This window comes from Paenibacillus sp. PvP094 (assembly GCF_040546835.1).
Classification (GTDB): domain Bacteria; phylum Bacillota; class Bacilli; order Paenibacillales; family Paenibacillaceae; genus Paenibacillus; species Paenibacillus illinoisensis.
The window spans coordinates 6,541,306-6,561,670 of record NZ_JBEPOM010000001.1; the positions used below are offsets into that span (position 1 = coordinate 6,541,306).

Sequence of the window (20,365 nt, forward strand, 5' to 3'; positions counted from 1 at the left end):
GTCTTAGATGTCATTTTAATTAACACAAAAACCCCTAGCGAGCTCTACCTCTCCTTTCATTTCTACTTTTAGCGGTTTATATTTATTCATTTAACCTTATAAATAATAGTTTTACTCTGAATATCTACTGATATAACGTTATAATCTCCGTTTTTCTACTATTGTCATATTAGTTAACATCAAATACAATCATCTCAATTGATTTACATAATCTTCTGAACAAACATCACATGTTACTAACCTGAAGGAGAGTGCTAATTATGAGTAAACATTCAAATCTTCGTCCCTGGGCTGTATGGAGTACTGCTGCTTTAACCGCTCTGACCATCTCTTTGTCCCCAGTCGGAACTTATGCTGCTCAAGCAGCTACTGTAGAAGTGAGCGGAACAACAAGTGCGGTACAGTCCACTTCGCCTAGTACTCCAGCACGGAATACATCCATTCCGGCCTTGCCTCAATCCTCCAAACAATCTGCATTACCTAATGTACTTGTCATTGGAACAGGCGGAACGATTGCCGGTCAATCCGAGGATGCAACCAGCTTCCAAAATTACAAGGCAGGCACACTCCCCATTGAAGAAATGGTTGACGCGCTACCCGACAAACAGAAGATAGCAGATGTTAGCACACTCCAATTCGGCAACTCAGGTTCTGGTTCATATACCATGGCAGATCTATACGATTTATCCCTTACCGTAGACAAGGCACTTGCACAGTATGACAGTGTCGTGGTTACGACAGGTACGGATACCATGGAGGAGATCGCTTATTTCCTTGACATGACGGTGCAGAGCGATAAGCCTGTGGTCATTACCGGCTCCATGCGACCATGGACCGTTATCGGTTCAGATGCCCAAGCGAACCTGTACAATGCCATCAAACTTGCGGGCAGCGGACGCACTACCTCGTTCGGAACGGTATTGATGCTGAACGACACGATTCAGCTTGCACGTGGTGTAACCAAAACGAATGACTATCGTACGGATACATTTGAGACGCCAATGCTCGGTGCTGTTGGTTACATCGATGAAGAGAATATCCGAATCTACCGTGCTCCGGCACGTGCACTGAAGCCTGAAGGCACAGCCAAGCCGGCATTTGATCTGAGCAAGATTACGAAGGCTGATCTGGCGAAAGTTGAAATTGCCATCTCTTATCAGGAAGCTGGCGGGGAAGCGATCGAAGGTTTCGTACGCGGCGGAGCCAAAGGGATCGTAACGTCTGGTACCGGAGCAGGCGGCATCTCCAGAGCAATGGGACAAGCCCGCACGAAAGCGATTGAAGAGGGCGTCATCTTCGTAACCACTACCCGTACAGGTTCAGGAAGCGTATATGGCGGCGGCAACGGTGTCATTGCCGGGGACAACCTCAGCCCTCAACAGGCACGTATTTTGCTCATGCTCGGCCTGTCGTTCAGTGATGATTTTGAAACGATTAAAAAATGGTTTGAAACATACGGTACACCTGAAGTTTAATAGCTCTAATACTTTTATCCTTATTTTATAAAATAGCAAAAAGAGATGAACCCAGGCCCTGTGATCAGGGATGTGTTCATCTCTTTTTTTGCGTTTTCAGAATGTGTGTATTACTTTTCAACAACGTGGTGGGCTATTAATCCATTCAAAAGCGCAGCGAATTGTTCTTCATAAAAAATTAATCAATCCTTATATAAATTCTCTGATTAATTTCAAATACATTCTTATTTAATAAAATAATACTTAAAAAGATAAAAAATCAAAAGAACTAACACTGCAATAAGTACAAAATAAACTGGTAGTATTAAAAATGGCGTGTATACGTTAAGAAAATGAAATACGAAACCTGAGATAAGAAGCAAAGAAAGAAAAATGAATAAAGGTCTCAATTTAACACCTCTATATATAGAAATTTATAACTCCTTTTGTACAATATTACCATAAAATTTCCTGAAAGGTAATTATGACACCTTCTTCACTAATAATAAATTCATATTTAGATAAGATCTCAATAAAAAATCATTCTTAACGATCAATATTTTTCAAACTAAAAAAACTCCGACAGAATCAAGAATTTCCTCACTAACACAAGAGCGTGAGATCATGATTCATCGGAGTTTGATCTTTAGAAAATTTCCACTTCTACTTCACCCAGGCCAGCGCCAAGCCATCATAATCCGGCAACATGGTGGTGACAAGGCGCGGGTCACTCGCCATCTGCTCATTGAAACGACGCACAGCAAGCACAGCAGGACCCTGCTTGTCCGGATTCAGCGTACGACCACGCAGGAAACAATTATCGCCTACAATAACAGCACCCGGCCGGGCCAGCTTAATGGCATAATCGAGATATACCGGATAATTCTCCTTATCTGCGTCAATAAAGAAGAAATCGAATGTGCGACCTTCCTGTTCCAATTGCTTCAGGCTGTCTGCCGCCGGGCCAATGCGATACTCTACCTTTTCGCCGAAGCCACCTTCCTCCAGATGCCCACGAGCCATCGCCGCGTATTCTTCTTTCAATTCCAGCGACGTCAGAGTTCCTCCTTCACTCATGCCGCGAGCAAGGCATATACCGCTGTAACCGCCCAATACGCCGATTTCCAGCACAGCCTCTGCCTTTGATGTCTTGGCGAGAAACGTAAGCAAACGGCCATATGCCGGTGCAACCGACACCTCCGGCATGTTGTTTGAACGGATGGCCTCTTTCACCTTTAATAACAGCTCATCCTCTTGAAATAATTGATTAACATATTCGTCAGGGGTAAGATTCACCACGTATATCCTCCTTGGACACTTGGACTGCTTTCCTTATGGATGCCAATGTTCTATAATGAATGTTTGTTATCAACACAGGCGGTTAGACTACAGTATCACCTGCTTCTTAGCGAGCTAGTGCTCACCGCATTTCTCATTGTAAGTTTTTTCACGGAATGCGGCAAGGCCGCACCGTTACTATACAGCTGGATGAAGGCATCGTCCTCTTCCGCTTGAAATGGAGTTGAAATGAAACACATGGCTCAATTGCAATTAATTGCGACCTCAGCAATGGGACTTGAGGCTGTTGTAGCTCGGGAATTGAAACAGCTGGGGTATGAGGATGTTACGGTCGAGAACGGCCGGGTTGTATTTACTGGAGATTATATTGATATTTGCCGCTGTAACTTGTGGCTGAGAAGTTCTGACCGCGTCCTTATCAAGATGGGTGAATTCCCGGCAACCACATTTGACGAATTGTTTGAAGGTACCAAGGCACTCCCTTGGGAAGAATGGATCCCAGCGAACGGTGAATTCCCTGTCGAAGGCCGCTCCCACAAATCCCAACTGAGCAGCGTTCCTGCCTCTCAAGGTATCGTGAAAAAAGCGATCGTTGAGAAACTGAAGCTGACACATAACACCGAATGGTTCCCCGAGAACGGGGCTCGTTATGTCATTGAAGTGATTTTGCTGAATGACCGCGCCCTGCTTACACTCGACACGACCGGACCAGGACTTCACAAACGGGGTTATCGTAAACTGGTGACGGAGGCTCCGCTGAAAGAAACACTCGCTGCAGCGCTTATTCAGCTTAGTCGCTGGAACGTATCCCGCCCCTTCTATGATCCGTGCTGCGGTTCAGGCACCATGCTGATTGAAGCAGCCATGATCGGTTGGAACATCGCACCAGGACTGCGCCGCTCCTTCAACTCCGAGAATTGGGATGTCATTCCTAAAGAACTGTGGGAACAGGCTCGCGAGGAGGCATTTGATGCTGTTCGTGACGACGTTCCATTGCAAATTTCGGGTAGTGATATTGACCCTGAAGCGATCGAGGTAGCGCAGGCAGCGATCAAAAGTGCAGGATTTGCCAAGGATATTGAAGTCAGTGTACTTCCTGCACACCGTGCAAGACCTCAAGGGCAGTATGGTGTAATTATCACCAATCCGCCATATGGTGAACGCCTGAGCGAAGAGAAGGACGTCTTGAAGCTGATCCGCTCCTTAGGCCGCAGTTATCTCGAGATGCCGACTTGGTCCTTTTTTGCCATCACTTCAACCAAATCCTTCGAAGAAGCTTTTGGCCGTAAAGCGGATAAACGCCGCAAACTGTTTAACGGACGCATTGAGACCCAATACTACCAGTACTTGGGGCCGTTACCTCCGCGGAATTCATCACCGAAACAGTAATGATACGATTTAAACAGAACGCTCCTGCCTTCGCGGCTGGGGCGTTTTTTTTGTACGGTTATGCAACCAACGATCTGCATGAAGCACTTCTGCTAGGGGCATAGTTGAAATGCCATGAAGGAGAGCTATAATGAATGGAGCCCTGTTTTTACACTCCGTTAACATTAAATGAACAAAACACTGCAACTGGGAGGGAACCTTGATGGTCATCTCACAGCCTACACGCAGCATGACGCCGCGTAGGCTTCTTAATCATCCACTTACGTTATATCTCATTTTTCTAGTACTGATGCTGCTGAAACTCATGTGGCTACATCACAACCTGCACGCCTATAACATCACTATGGGTCTTCTGGATAAAGTCATTGCCATCGGCTCTTTGCTGCTCCTGTCCTTCTGGACCTGGTGGCTGCCTAGACGGGGTATGATCTTGTCTCTTGTTGTGCTCAACCTGCTCCTCACAGCGCTGATCTATGCCGATATGGTTTATTATCGATACTTTCAGGACTTTCTAACGATCCCTGTGTTAATGCAGGCCAGACAAGTTGACGCTCTGGGCGACAGCATTGCTACGCTCATACACGCCAGTGACTTGTGGTTCTTCGCAGACTGGCTTGCCATCATTCCGTATGGGGCCATCCTGCTATTCAGCAGGCGAAATCGTATCTCCCGTTTGTCTACAACCAGTAATGGGTTGGGGAATTACTCCAATTACCGCAGCAAGAAAAGAGGCATGCGCAGACTCACTGCAGGCGGCATTGCCTTGGTGCTCGGACTGTGTCTTGCGGTGGGGCCAATCTATTTTTACAGTAAAACGTGGGCCAAGGGGCTGTTCGACAATAATTGGTGGAACGTCTCCATGTACAACGTGACCGGACTTCTCGCTTTTCATGGATATGATCTGTACAACTATGCAAAAGACCATATCGGTTCTGGCCCCGAAGCCGATCCTGCAGATGTCGAGCAAGCCAAATCCTTTTTTGCTGACAGACAGAATAACGCTTCTAGTGAAAATGCCCTGTTTGGCAAGTACAAGGATAGTAATCTCATCATCGTTCAAGGAGAAGCCTTCATGAATTTCATGATCGGGCAAAGTATCGGTGGTCAGGAAATCACGCCGCATTTTAACGAACTGATGAAGGAAAGCCAATACTACAGTCATTTTTATCACCAAACAGGTCAGGGCAGAACATCGGATGCCGATTTTGGAGCCAATATTTCACTCCACCCACTGCCTGTTGGATCAGCTTTTGTTCGGTACGCAGACCACGCGTATGATTCTTTGCCTTCAATACTGAAGGACAATGGATACAGCACCAATGTTTTTCATGCGTACGAGAGTGGATTTTGGAACCGTTATACAATGTATCAGAACATGAACTACGACAAATTTTACAGCAAAAATGATTTTGAACAGGATGATCCACTGGGCTGGTCCCTGTCCGATGAGTCTTTTTTCAGGCAATCCGTTCAGAAGATGGACAGCGAGATTACCGAGCCGTTCTATTCCTTCCTCATCACACTCAGCAGTCATCATCCATATGCACTCCCGCAGGATAAACAGCAGCTTGATGTAGGTGAGTTCGAGGGCACGATGTTTGGTGATTACCTGCAATCCGTTCATTATGTGGATTCTGCACTGGGCAGTATGGTGGAAGATCTGAAGAACCGGGGATTATGGGACAAAACCATCTTCATGTTCTATGGGGATCACGATAATTCGATCAAAGAGCAAGCGCAGTATGAACAGTTCCTTGGACGGTCACTGAATGAACTGGATATGGAGCAAATCATGAATGAGGTCCCGCTGCTGGTGCATCTGCCGGACGGAGCCGAAGCAGGAACCGTAGACCAACCTGCCGGACAACTGGATATCACTCCATCAGCGCTTCATTTGCTCGGCATCCCAGATGAATATTATCATATGGGGAACGACATCTACGACGGATCATCCCGAACCGTTGTATTGCGAAGTGGTGCATTTACTGACGGTTCCGTATTTTATATCCCTTCAGACGATTATATTTACGAGAACGGTTCATGTTATGATCTGTCCACCCGCAGCAAGACAGACATCAGTGCGTGCAATTCCGGACATGACGAAGCTTCGAAGAGATTGCATGTGTCCGATACCGTCATAACGTATGACCTGATCCGACGATTCCGTGAAGAGAACAACAACGCAGAACCCGCATCCTAGAGGATAAGGATATCTCTTCCACTGTTGTCGTATAGTAGCTTTAAATATAAGGAGAACTTGAATCATGACAACTCAATCAGATCCATCATCTATTGAACAAAAATTATATGATGAAGCGGCGAACTTTGTGAAGCATCGCTACCCTCAGGGTTGGGGCGGTGCAGCAGCAGTTTATACCGCAGCGGGTTCGCTGTTAATCAGCGTTGCTCCGGAAGTGATCAATGATGCCACACACCTGTGCATGGAGACGGGCGCCTACCTCGAAGCACATAAATTAAACGAGAAAGTTACTCACTCCATCTGCGTGGCACGAGATGACGAACATTCGGAATTCAAAGTGCTTACTCCTTGCGGGGTATGTCAGGAACGTTTATTTTTCTGGGGTGAAGATGTCAAAGCCGCTGTATATGACCCGGATGGAAGGTTAATCTATAAAAGACTGGACGAAATCCAGCCTTACCACTGGTCCCAGGCTTATCGGGACAAATAGGGATACAGTTCTGCTTCTTTATGTAATTCAAGTATTCAGGTACTTCCGAATCGAGCATTTCCACCTTTAATTACCACAAAAGTGTTAAGCGTGCAGCCCACTGCATGTTTAGCACTTCTTTTTTGGGACCAGCCCGATACCTGCCTTGCGTTATTTAGAAAGTCGCTTTATAATTGTAACTAAAATAGTTTCATTTATATGGAGGTTTAAAAAGAATGATTATTGAAATATGGTCTGACTTTATGTGTCCTTTCTGTTATATTGGCAAACGCCGTTTGGAAAATGTATTGGCTCAGTTCCCACACCGTGATGAAGTGAAACTGCAATTCAAAAGCTTCGAGCTGGATTCTAATGCTGAACTGAACAGCGGCAAAACGAACGCGGAATATCTGGCTGCCAAATACAATATGAGCGTGGAACAGGCAAAGGGCATGAATGCTCAAATGAATGCCAATGCCCGTACGGCCGGATTGGAATATAACATTGATGAGATGATCCCAACCAACTCGTTCTCCGCTCACCGCCTGACCCACTGGGCAGATACACAAGGCAAAATGCTTGAACTCAGCGAGCGTTTGTTCAAGGCCATTTTCATAGAAGGCAAACATGCTGGTGACACTAATGTACTGATTCAACTGGCCGAGGAAGTGGGTCTGGATCGCAACGCAGCTGCCGAGGTGTTGGCCAGCAATCAATTCGCGGAGCAGGTTCGTGCAGATCAGGCTGAAGGCGAGCAATTAGGCATTCGCGGCGTGCCATTCTTCGTATTCGACCGCAAATTCGCGGTATCAGGCGCGCAGCCGGACGACGTGTTTCGTGATGCCATTCAGAAGGCGTGGGATGAGCGCTCCCCTTTCACCATGGTTGAATCCAGCACAGCTAACGCCGATGCCGGCGGTGTGTGCACTGATGATGGATGCGAAGTACCGCAATCCGATAAACCATCCAAATAATACAAAAGCAGCAGGAGCAAGGGCAATCCCCTGAACCTGCTGCTTTTTTTCAACTTAAATCTAATTAATCCTTACGTAAAATTCATCCATATAAAATAAATAAAAAGTCCGACCTGCCTGACGCAGGACCGGACCCTATTTATATCCTTTTTTAGAGCAGCAGCCCTACGCACATGATCAGACCGCAGAGCACAGATGATTGCTGGGAAGCTCCCATAAGCGGCAGATACGTCTCGGACGGATTAACCTTGCCCAGTGATTTATAAACCTTATACATTGGGATAACGGAAATAATCGCGACAAGACCATAAACGGGCAAAGCATGGAACACCACACTTACGATCAAAAGGACATAAGCAAGGATCGTCATCAGCTTGGATAGACGAAGCGCCCGCTCTTCCCCCCACATGACGACCAGCGTCTTCTTGCCGATTTCACGGTCCGCACGCCAGTGCAGAAAATGATGGTTAAATAGCAGCATGGTGGTCAGCATGCCGACCGGCAAGGACAGCAGCAGCGGAGCAAGCGCAAACTCTCCTGTCTGTACATAGTAAGCACCCAGAACTGGCAGGATACCAAAGGAAACAAATATCCCGATCTCACTATAGCCTTTTCCGCGGTAGCCGAATTTAATTGGCGGCGCAACATAGAAATAAGCGATCAAAGCCCCAATCAGCGCAATAGCCAGGATCGGCCAACCGCTGACGATCGTAAGAATAAGACCACAGACCCCAGCCAGCACAAGGAATCCCCAGGTAATAGCCGCAAATTTCTTCTCGGTCATGGTTCCCGAAGTCAGAAACCCGGAGTGCGTCGAAATCGCACCTTCCGTCTCCGTTGCTTGGGTATCGGTTCCGTTCCGATAATCCCATAGATCGTTTACCATATTGGAAAAAATATGAGCGGACACCGCGCCTACTAGCGTCAACAAAAACAAAAGAAAATGAAATTCTTTCTGCATGGCGTAGGCAGAGATAGTGCCTAGTATTACCGGAACAACCATTACCGTTACGGAATACAGTCGAGTCATATTTTTAAATAAAGCCCAATTACTCATGATGTATTTATGCCTCCTATGATGCTAAATCTTTAACACTTTGTGACGACGTTCACATATTATTAGATTATACACCAAATTTACATTGTTGTGATAGGAAATTTTTGTTCGTTATTACGACTGAATCTCTTCGGTTGCATGCGTTAAACGTTTTCCTTTATCAGAAGCATCACTTAGGCAGCATCAGTCGGGCAGCAATTTTGAAAGAGAGAAAAGGCCCTCTCCTTCTTGAAGAGGACCTTTCAGTTTATGGCATAGATTGCTATCCTTGCTCAATCCCAAAAGAGTTGATCCGGATGCGGCCCGGTTCTCTTATCAGAATCCAAGGCATCAATCGATCTAAGTTCATCCGGCGTTAACTCAAAATCAAAAATGTCTGCATTCTCACGAATACGTTCGGGTGTAACGGACTTCGGTATGGTCACAATCTGATTTTGAATATCCCAGCGCAAAATGATCTGTGCCGGCGTCTTTCCATATTTTTGGGCAAGGCCCTTTAACGTGGATTCATTGTTCAGTTTTCCTCGCATGATCGGGCTCCAGGCTTCCAGCTGAATTCCCTGCTCCCCGCAGAAATCCTGCAGTTCCTGCTGAATCAGACCTGGATGCAGTTCCACCTGATTGACTGCAGGTACCGTTCCACCTTCATCTATGATTTCGCGCAAATGATGGATTTGGAAATTGCTCACACCAATCGCCCGTACGCTTCCTTCGCTATATAGACGTTCGAATGCTCTCCACGTCTCCTTGTACTGGTCTCTTCCTGGCCAGTGAATTAAGTATAGATCAATGACATTCAGTCCCAGTGCCTTCTGACTGGCCTCAAATGCTCTGAGCGTCGAATCGTAACCCTGATCCTCGTTCCAGAGCTTGGTTGTCACAAACAGCTCATTGCGGGCAATTCCACTACTCGCAATGGCTTGTCCCACTTCTTCTTCATTCCCGTAGACAGATGCCGTATCAATACTGCGATATCCTACTTCCAATGCGGTCTCAACCGCTTGCTGCACTTCCTTACCCTTTGCTCTATATGTTCCAAATCCTAGCCAAGGCATCGTTACCCCATTATTCAGAATCGTGCAATCTGTAATATGTTTGGTCATCCTGTACCTCCCGTATGGAATTTGGCTGCTCAAGGTTTATTAACCTTCTGACAGAAATTTAAGCGTTTCCTTATCTTCCTGTACAGCGACCGATTTCCGGGAGATTCTTGAAAAGGCAGCATGAGAATAAGAACCCGCAACGCTCTAAGGCATGCGGGTTCTGGTGTGACAGGAACAGCTATTGATTCCCTTGCCCGTTCTGACTCTGGATGGAGTTCAATCTTCTCTTTTCCTCAGAGAACATCTCTTCTGCCAGCTCAACACCCTGTCCTCCAAGCGAACGTTCAGCCTGAAGCATCGCCTGCTCCGTATGTGCCAATCGGCTCTCGGCCTGTTCAATGGTCTGCTCTGTTGGATGTGACATGGCTTGAGACACGGCAAAATGAAGTTTGTTCACTGCATTCTGCGCCTGAGATACGGTCGTATTCGCTTGCAAACTGGAATCATAACGCTTCGGCATGAGTTATTCCTCCTTGGGATCATGTTCCTGTTACCCCTTTAGGATGGATGATGAGGTCCTGCCTTATTCTTCTTTTGCATAAACAATTTATGAATGCAATGTCGTGACTCCATTTGAACCTTCATCATCCCCATGGTTGTAACCTTCCCCTAACTCACTGCGTTTATCTTATAGATGACTTTTTAGAAGAAAGAGGTGGTTGTTTGAAAAACCTGAGGATTCCGGTCATCATGTTGACTTTGTTATTGATAACCAGTGGCTGTGCTTCTGCAACGTATGAAATAACGGGTTATACAAGTTCCTCCATTATTGCCGATATTCCAGTTCCGACGAATGCCAAACCATTAAAAGTCACGACAGATTCAGCAAACCCCAATATCAAAATAAGTGAAACGTATGAATTGAAACATATCGGAGGTGAACAAGGCCTTTATACGCCTGCTGATTATTTTCAGAAAATACACGATGAAGGGTGGGTAGAGTTGGAGGAGAACCGAATGGGACATGTTCATTTCTTCAAAAAAAACGACACGGTAGTCGCTATCGAAATACGTGAGGATACCTTTGAAATTCATGAAATGAAAAAAGACGCTCCCCTATAATCCTCCCTAAGGTTCTTGGAACATTAAAAATACTACCAAGTTATCTCTGTGCACAAAAAAAGAGATGCATCAGCCTCTCTTTTACTTCACGAATTTTGCAACTTTTGTCAGTACTTCTTCTTCCGTCGGCGCACTAATGTACCGACCGTTGATAAACACAAAAGCACGCTTCGCACACGGACCACAGTACGATTTACACCCAATCTTGATCTCCGTATCCGGAGCCATCTTCTCCAGCTTGGGCACAATCGACTTCAGTCTGATATGATTACACTTTTCGCATACGCGGATATCGTTAGCCATGAGTTCCCCTTCTTCGCAGCCTTAGTGGTCGCCGTGGTTGCCTTTGGAAGGGTTCGTGATGACAAATCCTTCTTGAGGAAGGTACAGGTAGTCAATTTTAACGCCATCCAGAAGTGGTTGATCATTCTCAAGAATAACATCGATCTCTTTGTCCGTAGATACTACGGTATCGTTTTCTTTAGGCGTGTCCAGATCAAGACCGTAGTGAGCGTGGTCACCGTGAGCATGCGTGATAACTACACGAAGTTTTTTTCCTTCGTTTTCGGGCTTGTCCAGCTCCAATTTCAATACTTTGGCAGCATTACGAGTAATTTTGCAGTTCATTTCGACTTCATCTCCTATATTGTAATTGCTGGTTCCAACAATTTCAGCATTTCTAAACTCCAGCATCTATTGTAAAGAAAGTTACTCCGCTTCGCAATAACATTGATGCAAAATCATAGGTAAACCGTATCGATTCACCTTATGATTCCTTTAGGCGCGGGAGGGTAACACCGGATATTTACGCTCCGCACGGCTGACAAACCAGTTCATGAGCAGCAAAGTAACACCAATATCATCGATAGGCATAAAAGGCATGACATCCGGTAGAACCCAATACAGTATGACCGGGATGATGAACAGCAGCTTCTCATGCAAAGGGATCTGCGGAGCCCGCAATAGGCGGGGCAGTCTCTTGAACACTTCAGTCCATCGTTTGAACGACAGCAGTCTTCTCCACTTCATGTGAACCCCTCCATATTCTTCATGAGCCAATGAAGGCGCATGATCGTATTCCACTCATTACCCTTTTAAGAATAGTATGATAACCAAAAAAAGACGGGACGCTGTCACAGCGCCCGTATGTTATATACGAAATGGGAAGCTTGAAGTTTCATGACATGGCTTCTGTTCCGGTTTCCCCATCCGACAGCAGCTCAGCCAGCAGCAGACCTACCTCGACGCAGATATCATCAAACTGTTCAACAGGTAGTGGGTTGACGCCGAGTCCGACTTCCACCGTGAAGCCCGGCTTCCGAAACTGTTGAATGAACCAGTCCTTGTATCCCGCATCGCTTCCACCTAATTTAACTGCTTTGTAACCCGAGGCCCGTGCCAACCTGCGCGATAACGGCGCACTCTCTCTGGGCTCCAAATCACGGTAATTCCAATAGATCTCTTGCCCCTGACTGTGCAGGGAAACGACAGCAGCGAAGCTGTGTTGTTCTGTCCACTCTGCAAGTGCCTTTGCTTCTGGCTCAGATAACGGTGCCTTGCCTGCATAGTCTCGGGGACCGGGTGATGTAATACCTCTCCGCGCTGCCTCTTCCTCCCAGTGAGCCGGAAATTGATCGTTCAGATCAACCCCTCTGATATTGGCTTTCCAATGGGTAAAATGTGGACGTCCAGCATTCCATGCAAGCAGCTGCTTGGCATGTGGATGTCTATTTACAACCCCCTCCTGAACGAGCTCCACTCCATCCGGATTGACCATAGGCACGACCCACAATGTCGTTTCCTGCATCCAACGCTCTGTCCTGAATTGTTGCCAAGGCACGCTGTCAGTGTATGCCCTCGCATATTCTTCAACAAAACGCATGATTACCGCACTCGTAAGCCATTCATTGGCATGAACGGAAGCATTAACGTGAATATGGCGCGGTCCTTCCCCAATCTTTACGTAGGGTATAGCCTTCCCCATGACGCTTGCACCGATTGTACCTGTGGAGATGAACGGATAATGCTTCTCAAGCAAAGCGACATCCCGGCTCAATTCACGGTAACCGTATTCACCCTGTAACCTGACAATAGTTTTACCATTTGAATCCGGAATATGAATACACCGCCCACACCAATCCTCAATGTTCGCAAATTCGGGATTGGCGTCACGCAGCTCTTTTTCATTCAGGCCAAAACGTTCTGCGATCCACCCCACGTTTTCCCCAGGCTGAACAGCATATCTGCGACCGGTTCCCGGCAGGATTCGCAGCATCTGCCCGGCAAACAAGTAGGGTTGCGCTGCTGCCTCCGGGTTCAGGGCAGCCAGCAATGCCCTCGTCATGTGGTGCGCAGAGGCAATACGGGATAAGGTATCCCCTGACTGAACAATAATCCACTGAAGCTCCATGGTGTCTCCTTTCCCGGCAGGAGAATGCAGTTCTCCCCGTCCTATGCTCTTATTGTGCTACCCTAATATGTATGCGAACCCGGTTGTCCGTCATGTGACATGAATCACGCGAGCCTTTTTCATGCGCTGTTATTCGTGTAAATAAAAAACCGGAGCGCCAGGGCTCCGGAAATGACCGATGAGTGCAGTGGGTTAAGCTTCAACCTCAACTCCAATATGAATGGGTAATACTGATAAGTTACGTTAATCGGGTGACCTGCCAAACAACAGGTGTTTTCGAGATTTGTTCTCCCAACCACTGGCGGGTAATATTCTGGAACATGCGCGGGTCTCCCGTACAGAAAAATTGATGCACCGGTGTCTCATCCCCACTTGCCAGCTTTCGTTTATCATACAAAATCGTACTGATTTCCCTCGCCGTCTCATCTGCCGAACTGATCAATTTCACTTCCTGTCCCATGACTTCCTGGATCGTTTCCATGAGAAATGGATAGTGGGTACAACCCAAAATGAGACAGTCAATTGGCTGTTGTTTGATCTGACCCAACGACTGCTCCACCGCAAGTGTTGTTTGTTCGGAACGAAATTCACCCTGCTCTACCAGAGGCACCAATGCGGGGCAAGCCTGACTGACGACATCAATATAGGGGGATAACTGCTTAAGTGCCGAAGTATATGCACCACTTCCTATCGTTCCCACTGTACCGATTACGCCAATGCGCCCTGTTCGAGTAGCCGTAATGGCAGCACGTGCCCCGGGATGGATGACCCCAATGACAGGCACATTCACCTTCGCCCGGATATAGTCAAGGGCTGCAGCCGTGGCTGTGTTACAGGCGATAACGATAACCTTCGGATCGAACTGGATCAAGAAATCAACGATTTGTTCCGTAAATTGTTTAACTTGTTCGGACGAACGGGGTCCGTACGGTGTCCGGGCAGTATCTCCAAAATAAATGATCTTTTCCCGCGGGAGCTGACGCATCACTTCCTTGGCGACGGTCAATCCCCCTACACCGGAGTCTAATATAGCGATTGCTTGCTGCACGAACACACCGCTTCCTTCTTCATTGAATTGGTTCTGATAACGATTTGGGTTCCAGAGCTTTCTTCCTACCGTATGATTATTCCGGCAAAAAGGTACCTACATCTTACCCGATTTCATCTCAGGGTTCAAATAAAACACCGCACGCTGCGGCTTCCACATCATTGTCGCACACAACAAAGCAGGCTCTCCTCATTCTTCGAGGAAAGCCTGCTTATTGCCAAGCATTGCTTCAGATATTGTCTTTTGAATCATCTGCAGTCAGCTTCGCAAAGACCTCAATGCCAGACTCATTTTCATCGTTATTCACAGAAGAATCTACCGACGAATCCGAGTCGGTAATGACAGCAGATACACGTAATTCCTTCCCTTCAGCGCAATTCCGCCAGGATTGGATATCCTGGATGACAACGTCTGCCGTTTCTTTTACTTTGGATACGATCTGTGAGCTTTGTTCGCCGACCTTAACGGCCAGTTCCTGACCTTTCTCGGTGACCTGACGCGCACCTTCCGAAATATCCTGACGCAGCTCACGTCCGGATTTAGGCGCCAACAGCAGCGCTGTTACAGAACCCACTACCGAACCGATCAATGCTCCCCACAACAAACTTTTGTTTGAATCCTTCACGTTGCATCTCTCCCTTTACCTTAATGAAGTACCGGATACCAAGCAACAATACATCTTGATGCTTATTGATCCGGGCGAATGCCTACTCTGTTGATGCAGTATAAGCAGCAAGGGCTTGACCTGACACTCCAGATAGCAAAAACTTTTTAAATCCCTTATTGCGCATTAGAATGTCAGCATTAATGATGCCGAGAAGATTCGAGCGGCTGTGCAGCATGGGCATCTCCCGGATCGAGATCAATGACATAACGGCCAGGCGCAATCAGCGCAGCCTGATGCTCACAGCGCCAGCGTCTTCCTCCAGAAGAGCCCAGTGTCTGTCCGTCCTGTAGAACATCACCCTGATCGAATATGTAATAGGCTGCCCCAAGCAATGTCTGGGCTACCGTATCCGGATCCAGTCCCGTAAAGTGACACTGCACATCGGGAACACCGAGCGCGGACAACCCAACGGTATCCATAACCAGTTCACGCTGTTCTTCCGTTCCACCTGCCTGATACATGCGGACATTCATTGCTCCATAGAGATGTTCTTCCCGCTTCTGTGACTGAATGTAAGCCTCCGGCTCAACCAGCTTGTCACTGCCGTACCAATACATCCCCTCACAAGGCAGAACTTCCATGACTGCCTGGAGCGTATTCTGGAACAATTCCAGACGCTGTTTGCGAGACATGGCTGCAGAGAACATATCATGAAGCCGGATCGAATACTGCGCTGTCTTCACGGTCTCTCCTGCTTCCGGCCAGTGCCAGGCTTGCTGCACTGCCCCACCGAAGCGGGAACGATCCTTGATCTCGTTCACAGGAAGCATGCAGGTCTGTGCAGGTATATTCCCTTCCTCAAATGAAACCGGATGATCCATATGATAGAAAACAAGCATGTCCAGGTTATGCTCTGGAGTATCACTTTTCCCGATCTCCGTCGCTGCCTCATCCGTCTTATTCTGTGAGGCGCGTTGATCATTGACCTGCTTCACAGCCAGACGGACTTGTCCGGTATAACGAGTAAGTGCATTCTGCAGCCGGATCCGGTCTATTTTAGGTTGCTCTCGAAATAACAGCTCTACCATATAAACAGGGTGAAATCCGGAAGGAATATCATTCGCTTCATTTTTCTCTATTTCATCTTGCCTTTCATTTGTCATGCTGGTTCCCCTCATTCCTTACTCTGTCCCTCGGTCTGACCTTGCTGAAATGGACCAAGTTCTTTTTCCACATAGATACTAACCTGCTCAGCAAACTGTTCCAGAATAGATGGTACCTCTGCGCTTAACGGGTGCAATTCTCCCCGCTCCCAGCTGAAGTAATCCTGTACCAGCGGCTTGCGCAGCGACACGAGACGCTTCAGCACCTCGTAAGTCGAAACGTCAAATACCTTCTCTTCGTGATTGATTTGAATAATGTCATCATAACTGCTGGCATCCCGCATAATGAAACCATCAATAAGATAACTTCCCACATCCGTTACAATCTCAATAGCCAGATGAAGACAGCGTTCCTGGACCAGACCAAGCATAAGACTGCCATCCCAAGCTTGCGTTGCCCGGCGGAGCCCTTCGGCTACTTCCGGCACGGCAGCAAGTCTGCGGGCAATCTGTTCTCTGTTTACGTAATACAATGCAGTCACTTCCCGTTCAGTGAATTATCGATTCCGTTTCCCTCTTCGCTTAAGCCAGAATAGCATCACCGGACAAGCGATCAAAAACACGATAAAAATATATAAAAATTCCATAACGTCTCTTAAATCGCTCATGCCCAGTCTCCTTTAACAACTGCAGAATGAAATGATTAAATTAGATCTCGTAATCCACTGCGATCGACTGTTCTCTGACCTCGTTCATATACTGGATGACTTCCTGATGAAGCGGGTGGACCTGGTAGGCCTGCAGATCTTCCAGTGATGCAAATTCGGCTGTCAATGAGATGTCGAAAGATCTGTCAGAGCGAAGCACATCCACGCCAACTTCCAATGAGATCAGGACATCAATTTTGCCTTGCAAGTTGCGAAGAACGTTTGCAGCAGCCTCAATGGTTTCTGGAGAACGATCTTTCATTTTAAAAAGAACAATATGTTTAATCATTGAACAAGCACCCCGTTTGCATATATTAGTGGAAATGAATGAATTTTCGTGTAACCAAAATATATCATAACGTTAGTTATTGCGAAAGGATACTTGTAAACGTTCTCTAAACGATAAAACAATGCTATGCTGAACTGTTCTTTTTTGCATTATCTTCATCCTGTGCAGGAGATGTCTCTTCTGAAGGGGTTTTCGAATCAGCTTCAGGTGCCTCTACTTGCGGTTTGGACCACTCCCGATCCGAAAGGTCTTCCTGTTTCTTCAGCACGGCAATGGCTTGTCTGAGCTTATCAGGCAGCGGAAGACCAATCCTGGCATAGTTTTCTGTAATGGAAATTAACTCGTTAACCAAGTAGAAGTAGATGGCTCCTCCCTTGATAATGTCTGTTCCCATAAGCAGATCAATACGGTGAGCAAGAAGGATAACGGTCAGCATTAGCCCCTTGCGGGCAAGTCCCCAGAACCCGATGTTGCTATTTAACCCTGTTCCCGACCTCACCGCTGCAGCGAGACCTGTAACATAATCCACAGCCATCGCAATGACAAGCAGACTCAGCAATTCATCCCAAACGCCAAAAGCAAACGTTACGAACGCTCCGGAAATTGCAGCAAAGGTATTTACGGCTGGACTCACGTTTTCACCCCTCTCTCTGAATTGATCATTATACAAAATATGTAAGAATTAGAGATTTTGACAGACCAATCGCCCGGTTCAACTTGCGGATTTTATTTTCGGATTTGTGCACATCATTCCGGGATAAAGATTAGTACTGTCCCAATTTTTTGGTGGATTTTAGGTAATAATCCGCATCATATCAACTAAAATCAGAGAAAAGTATAAAAGTCCTATAAATAGTCTTAAGGACCTAATTTATTGGTTTTCATGTTCTCTTTGATCCCTGAAATTTAGTGAAACATTGTAATCTAGGAATATACTAGGAAACGAATTGCACATACCCTAGTCCATAATTCCCTCCTTTAACTTTCTCAAAGGATTGAGCCCAATCCAAACCAGTGCACCTGGCACTTGAAAGTACCCCGGTTCTTATTGTAGTATTTGGTTAAAAAAATCGGAGGAAATATGCCTAATCAACCAGAACAACATTCCATCCAGGCGTGGTCTCTGATCAACCGTAAATACTTGGGAAAAGGCGTCCGTGTTAAACGATTCCGTAAACCGACACGCTGTCAAATCCGAAACCGCGTTCTTCTAGCCGTGCTGATGGCCAATGATATCAAGTTGTCCCAGCTTGCCGAAGATCTATCCATCTCATCACGCAGCGTGAGCGCGTGGGTGTATGAGGGGCGGATACCCGGCAGTACCAATTTGGACAAAGCGTGCCAATTGCTAGGCTACCCGCGTCACATTCTCTTCAATGAAGAAGTGGTACGCAAAAGCCCGGTCATTTGTCAGCCCGAGCCTTCCCGTTTCATGAAGCGTACGGTGACCCGATCTCCGGTTAGCAACCGTATTCTGACAGGCTTGTGTATGGTCCATGATCTGTCGGTGACAGATGTCAGCCACTGGATCGGGGTTCATCCCGGCACTTTCCGCAAATGGCTGCATCAGGGAACGCTGCCTTCTGCCGCGTTTCAGGAACAAGCGGAACAATTTTTCCGCATCCCGAAAACCATCTTGTTCGCAGATGTCATCCTGAAAGACCGTCGCAACAACTAAATAAGCGAACAGACAAAAGGCTCTGTTCTTCCCACACGGGAAGACAGAGCCTTTTTAAATGGAGCATGCCTCTTGATATACCCGTGACGTGGATACACTTCACTTTGCTCCAATAACTTGTTCGAACTTATAATAAACCATTGTCATATTTGTACGTACAAATAAGACCGAAACACAGAGCCATTCCGATAATTTTTTTCCGATGTACAGGTTGGTTTTATTTTAAACTACGTTCAGAGATTCATTGATATATTTGAGTCCGGTATATCGCTCTCTAAGTGTATGTGCCGTTGCAAATGCATGTTCTACCATATCCGGTGTAACCCCAAGCTGATCTGTTGTGGTCGGACCCCCAACCTGCTCAAGCCATGCCGTAAGCTGTGACGCATCAGGTAAAGTAGCATACACATCAAAAACAGGTTCTCGGGACAGACTCGCAAGTTCCTTGTAGCGTTCTGTCAGAAGCACGCAAGCTACGCCGACTTTGGCTCCATGCAGAACAGGTTTCCGGCCCGCTACCATCAATTCCATCTCCCAACGATGAGAAATGTGATGCTCACCCCCGGATGCAGGACGGGAATGATCAATAATTAGCATGGAGGCACCGGAAATGATTAACGCATCCATCAATGCGGTTATACCCTCAGCTCTTCCTTCGGCGATGGCTTGTACATTTTCGATGCAGGCCGTCAGCGCTTCTTCCGTCATCCGATAAGCAACCGGGCAGAATGGCTCCCCGCCCAAATCACGCGACACAATCCAATCTGCCAGAGACGTATATTTCCCTAACATATCACCGAATCCCGCCGCCGTCATTGCTTGGGGAGCCTGCTGGGTAATGTCAATATCCGCAAAAATCGCTTCGGGCGGTACAGCCTGAAACGTCTGCTTGATGCCGCTTACAATGAGCGGCGCTCCTGCTGAAGTGAAGCCATCAACCGATGCCGCTGTTGGGACAGACAGAAATGGCTTGTTCATTTTGGCACAGACAAATCGCACCAGATCATGTATGGTCCCCGATCCCACTGCGATGATGGCCTGAGTCATTTGTTTTACACCAAGCAGTACCTGCACAATCGCAGCCTCATCGGCAATGATATCCCCCGCACTGTTCTCCGGCATCTGGAATTCATCCGCCATGAGGCCCGCATCCCGCAGGCTTTTTACCACCTCATAACCCGCCACCGGACCTGTCTGGCCATCATATACCACAGTAACCTGGTTATAGCCCTGTTCCAACAGGTACCCCGGTAATCTACGAATTGCACCATGCTCCAAAAAGACCTGCATTTGCACCAGCCGATGATCATGTCCACAGGTACACTGCTGCGCTTCCGCATTCCAAGCGGCAATGCGTTCGTTCATATTCATGTGTTCGTAACCTCCCGTTTCTAAGTTCATGCATATTTGCACTGGAAAAGCCACACAATGAGTATAGGAAAAATTTCAATGATTTTCCTGTTCACACTTTACTTCTTGTACCCGCATTTTGCAAATGTTTTGACAAACTATTTGA

The 20,365-nt window shown here is 46.9% G+C and carries 21 protein-coding genes and 1 pseudogene; 7 read left to right on the forward strand and 15 right to left on the reverse strand.

The window, feature by feature from the left end; genetic code table 11:
• The first annotated feature begins 260 nt into the window (after positions 1 to 260).
• Complete coding sequence (locus ABIC22_RS29455; protein WP_127536470.1) at positions 261 to 1,475, forward strand: asparaginase; 1,215 nt, start codon at positions 261 to 263, stop codon at positions 1,473 to 1,475.
• A gap of 642 nt (positions 1,476 to 2,117) precedes the next feature.
• On the opposite strand, the gene ABIC22_RS29460 is transcribed toward ABIC22_RS29455, so the two are convergent.
• On the reverse strand, positions 2,118 to 2,750 hold the full coding sequence (locus ABIC22_RS29460) for an O-methyltransferase (protein ID WP_127536631.1): 633 nt from the start codon (positions 2,748 to 2,750) through the stop codon (positions 2,118 to 2,120).
• Positions 2,751 to 2,990: 240 nt separating this feature from the next.
• On the opposite strand from ABIC22_RS29460, the gene ABIC22_RS29465 reads away from it, so the two are divergent.
• The 4 genes from ABIC22_RS29465 to ABIC22_RS29480 all read left to right on the forward strand — a co-directional run bounded on the left by ABIC22_RS29465 (position 2,991) and on the right by ABIC22_RS29480 (position 7,785).
• Positions 2,991 to 4,142 carry a THUMP domain-containing class I SAM-dependent RNA methyltransferase gene (locus tag ABIC22_RS29465; RefSeq protein WP_095358946.1) on the forward strand — a complete coding sequence of 384 codons (1,152 nt, stop codon included), beginning with the start codon at positions 2,991 to 2,993 and terminating at the stop codon, positions 4,140 to 4,142.
• Positions 4,143 to 4,344: 202 nt separating this feature from the next.
• Positions 4,345 to 6,342, forward strand: coding sequence for an LTA synthase family protein (locus tag ABIC22_RS29470; RefSeq protein ID WP_354485646.1), 1,998 nt, complete (start codon positions 4,345 to 4,347; stop codon positions 6,340 to 6,342).
• Positions 6,343 to 6,406: 64 nt separating this feature from the next.
• Positions 6,407 to 6,832: a cytidine deaminase gene (locus ABIC22_RS29475; protein WP_354485648.1), complete on the forward strand. Its 426-nt coding sequence runs from the start codon at positions 6,407 to 6,409 to the stop codon at positions 6,830 to 6,832.
• 215 nt (positions 6,833 to 7,047) lie between these two features.
• A complete protein-coding gene (locus ABIC22_RS29480) occupies positions 7,048 to 7,785 on the forward strand; it encodes a DsbA family oxidoreductase (protein ID WP_354485650.1) in 738 nt (245 codons plus the stop codon).
• A 151-nt stretch (positions 7,786 to 7,936) separates the two neighbouring features.
• Here ABIC22_RS29480 and ABIC22_RS29485 read toward each other — a convergent pair whose 3' ends face one another.
• The 3 genes from ABIC22_RS29485 to ABIC22_RS29495 form a co-directional block, all read right to left on the reverse strand.
• On the reverse strand, positions 7,937 to 8,842 hold the full coding sequence (locus ABIC22_RS29485; RefSeq protein WP_127536472.1) for a prenyltransferase: 906 nt from the start codon (positions 8,840 to 8,842) through the stop codon (positions 7,937 to 7,939).
• Positions 8,843 to 9,114: 272 nt separating this feature from the next.
• Positions 9,115 to 9,945 (reverse strand): aldo/keto reductase, encoded by an 831-nt coding sequence (locus ABIC22_RS29490; RefSeq protein WP_354485652.1) that lies wholly within the window; start codon positions 9,943 to 9,945, stop codon positions 9,115 to 9,117.
• Positions 9,946 to 10,123: 178 nt separating this feature from the next.
• Positions 10,124 to 10,405, reverse strand: a complete 282-nt coding sequence (locus ABIC22_RS29495) for a hypothetical protein (RefSeq protein ID WP_354485654.1) — start codon at positions 10,403 to 10,405, stop codon at positions 10,124 to 10,126.
• A gap of 203 nt (positions 10,406 to 10,608) precedes the next feature.
• On the opposite strand from ABIC22_RS29495, the gene ABIC22_RS29500 reads away from it, so the two are divergent.
• Complete coding sequence (locus ABIC22_RS29500) at positions 10,609 to 11,007, forward strand: hypothetical protein (protein WP_354485656.1); 399 nt, start codon at positions 10,609 to 10,611, stop codon at positions 11,005 to 11,007.
• An 81-nt stretch (positions 11,008 to 11,088) separates the two neighbouring features.
• On the opposite strand, the gene ABIC22_RS29505 is transcribed toward ABIC22_RS29500, so the two are convergent.
• From ABIC22_RS29505 to ABIC22_RS29550, 10 genes and pseudogenes are all read right to left on the reverse strand, one after another.
• On the reverse strand, positions 11,089 to 11,310 hold the full coding sequence (locus ABIC22_RS29505) for a YuzB family protein (protein WP_127536475.1): 222 nt from the start codon (positions 11,308 to 11,310) through the stop codon (positions 11,089 to 11,091).
• A 21-nt stretch (positions 11,311 to 11,331) separates the two neighbouring features.
• Complete coding sequence (locus tag ABIC22_RS29510) at positions 11,332 to 11,634, reverse strand: heme biosynthesis protein HemY (protein WP_095288056.1); 303 nt, start codon at positions 11,632 to 11,634, stop codon at positions 11,332 to 11,334.
• A 150-nt stretch (positions 11,635 to 11,784) separates the two neighbouring features.
• Entirely contained in the window at positions 11,785 to 12,036 is a 252-nt protein-coding gene (locus ABIC22_RS29515) for a hypothetical protein (RefSeq protein ID WP_095288057.1), read from the reverse strand.
• 148 nt (positions 12,037 to 12,184) lie between these two features.
• On the reverse strand, positions 12,185 to 13,417 hold the full coding sequence (locus tag ABIC22_RS29520) for a M14 family metallopeptidase (RefSeq protein WP_354485658.1): 1,233 nt from the start codon (positions 13,415 to 13,417) through the stop codon (positions 12,185 to 12,187).
• Between the two features lie 238 nt (positions 13,418 to 13,655).
• Positions 13,656 to 14,465, reverse strand: coding sequence for a glutamate racemase (racE, locus tag ABIC22_RS29525; protein ID WP_095288100.1), 810 nt, complete (start codon positions 14,463 to 14,465; stop codon positions 13,656 to 13,658).
• A 229-nt stretch (positions 14,466 to 14,694) separates the two neighbouring features.
• Positions 14,695 to 15,090: a YtxH domain-containing protein gene (locus ABIC22_RS29530; protein WP_354485660.1), complete on the reverse strand. Its 396-nt coding sequence runs from the start codon at positions 15,088 to 15,090 to the stop codon at positions 14,695 to 14,697.
• Between the two features lie 179 nt (positions 15,091 to 15,269).
• The gene (locus tag ABIC22_RS29535; protein WP_354485662.1) at positions 15,270 to 16,235 is read right to left on the reverse strand and encodes a DUF4261 domain-containing protein; all 966 of its coding nucleotides are present in this window, start codon (positions 16,233 to 16,235) and stop codon (positions 15,270 to 15,272) included.
• A gap of 11 nt (positions 16,236 to 16,246) precedes the next feature.
• Positions 16,247 to 16,708, reverse strand: a complete 462-nt coding sequence (locus ABIC22_RS29540) for a HepT-like ribonuclease domain-containing protein (protein WP_154895997.1) — start codon at positions 16,706 to 16,708, stop codon at positions 16,247 to 16,249.
• A gap of 175 nt (positions 16,709 to 16,883) precedes the next feature.
• Positions 16,884 to 17,171 carry a Dabb family protein gene (locus tag ABIC22_RS29545; protein ID WP_127536480.1) on the reverse strand — a complete coding sequence of 96 codons (288 nt, stop codon included), beginning with the start codon at positions 17,169 to 17,171 and terminating at the stop codon, positions 16,884 to 16,886.
• Between the two features lie 250 nt (positions 17,172 to 17,421).
• A pseudogene (locus ABIC22_RS29550) lies at positions 17,422 to 17,805 on the reverse strand (phage holin family protein); the annotation flags it as partial.
• 447 nt (positions 17,806 to 18,252) lie between these two features.
• On the opposite strand from ABIC22_RS29550, the gene ABIC22_RS29555 reads away from it, so the two are divergent.
• Positions 18,253 to 18,849 carry a helix-turn-helix domain-containing protein gene (locus tag ABIC22_RS29555; protein WP_095288064.1) on the forward strand — a complete coding sequence of 199 codons (597 nt, stop codon included), beginning with the start codon at positions 18,253 to 18,255 and terminating at the stop codon, positions 18,847 to 18,849.
• A 222-nt stretch (positions 18,850 to 19,071) separates the two neighbouring features.
• Here the strand turns inward: ABIC22_RS29555 and ABIC22_RS29560 are convergent, their stop codons facing one another.
• Complete coding sequence (locus ABIC22_RS29560) at positions 19,072 to 20,220, reverse strand: sn-glycerol-1-phosphate dehydrogenase (RefSeq protein ID WP_354485665.1); 1,149 nt, start codon at positions 20,218 to 20,220, stop codon at positions 19,072 to 19,074.
• Between the last annotated feature and the right edge of the window lie 145 nt (positions 20,221 to 20,365).

Coding starts and splice junctions, on each gene's coding strand:
- ABIC22_RS29490 (WP_354485652.1), bottom strand. CDS start 9,945: ATGACCAAACATATTACAGATTGCACGATTCTGAATAATGGGGTAACG.
- ABIC22_RS29475 (WP_354485648.1), top strand. CDS start 6,407: ATGACAACTCAATCAGATCCATCATCTATTGAACAAAAATTATATGAT.
- ABIC22_RS29480 (WP_354485650.1), top strand. CDS start 7,048: ATGATTATTGAAATATGGTCTGACTTTATGTGTCCTTTCTGTTATATT.
- ABIC22_RS29465 (WP_095358946.1), top strand. CDS start 2,991: ATGGCTCAATTGCAATTAATTGCGACCTCAGCAATGGGACTTGAGGCT.
- ABIC22_RS29470 (WP_354485646.1), top strand. CDS start 4,345: ATGGTCATCTCACAGCCTACACGCAGCATGACGCCGCGTAGGCTTCTT.
- ABIC22_RS29515 (WP_095288057.1), bottom strand. CDS start 12,036: ATGAAGTGGAGAAGACTGCTGTCGTTCAAACGATGGACTGAAGTGTTC.
- ABIC22_RS29505 (WP_127536475.1), bottom strand. CDS start 11,310: ATGGCTAACGATATCCGCGTATGCGAAAAGTGTAATCATATCAGACTG.
- ABIC22_RS29520 (WP_354485658.1), bottom strand. CDS start 13,417: ATGGAGCTTCAGTGGATTATTGTTCAGTCAGGGGATACCTTATCCCGT.
- ABIC22_RS29485 (WP_127536472.1), bottom strand. CDS start 8,842: ATGAGTAATTGGGCTTTATTTAAAAATATGACTCGACTGTATTCCGTA.
- ABIC22_RS29510 (WP_095288056.1), bottom strand. CDS start 11,634: ATGAACTGCAAAATTACTCGTAATGCTGCCAAAGTATTGAAATTGGAG.
- ABIC22_RS29555 (WP_095288064.1), top strand. CDS start 18,253: ATGCCTAATCAACCAGAACAACATTCCATCCAGGCGTGGTCTCTGATC.
- ABIC22_RS29535 (WP_354485662.1), bottom strand. CDS start 16,235: ATGACAAATGAAAGGCAAGATGAAATAGAGAAAAATGAAGCGAATGAT.
- ABIC22_RS29545 (WP_127536480.1), bottom strand. CDS start 17,171: ATGATTAAACATATTGTTCTTTTTAAAATGAAAGATCGTTCTCCAGAA.
- ABIC22_RS29560 (WP_354485665.1), bottom strand. CDS start 20,220: ATGAATATGAACGAACGCATTGCCGCTTGGAATGCGGAAGCGCAGCAG.
- ABIC22_RS29495 (WP_354485654.1), bottom strand. CDS start 10,405: ATGCCGAAGCGTTATGATTCCAGTTTGCAAGCGAATACGACCGTATCT.
- ABIC22_RS29455 (WP_127536470.1), top strand. CDS start 261: ATGAGTAAACATTCAAATCTTCGTCCCTGGGCTGTATGGAGTACTGCT.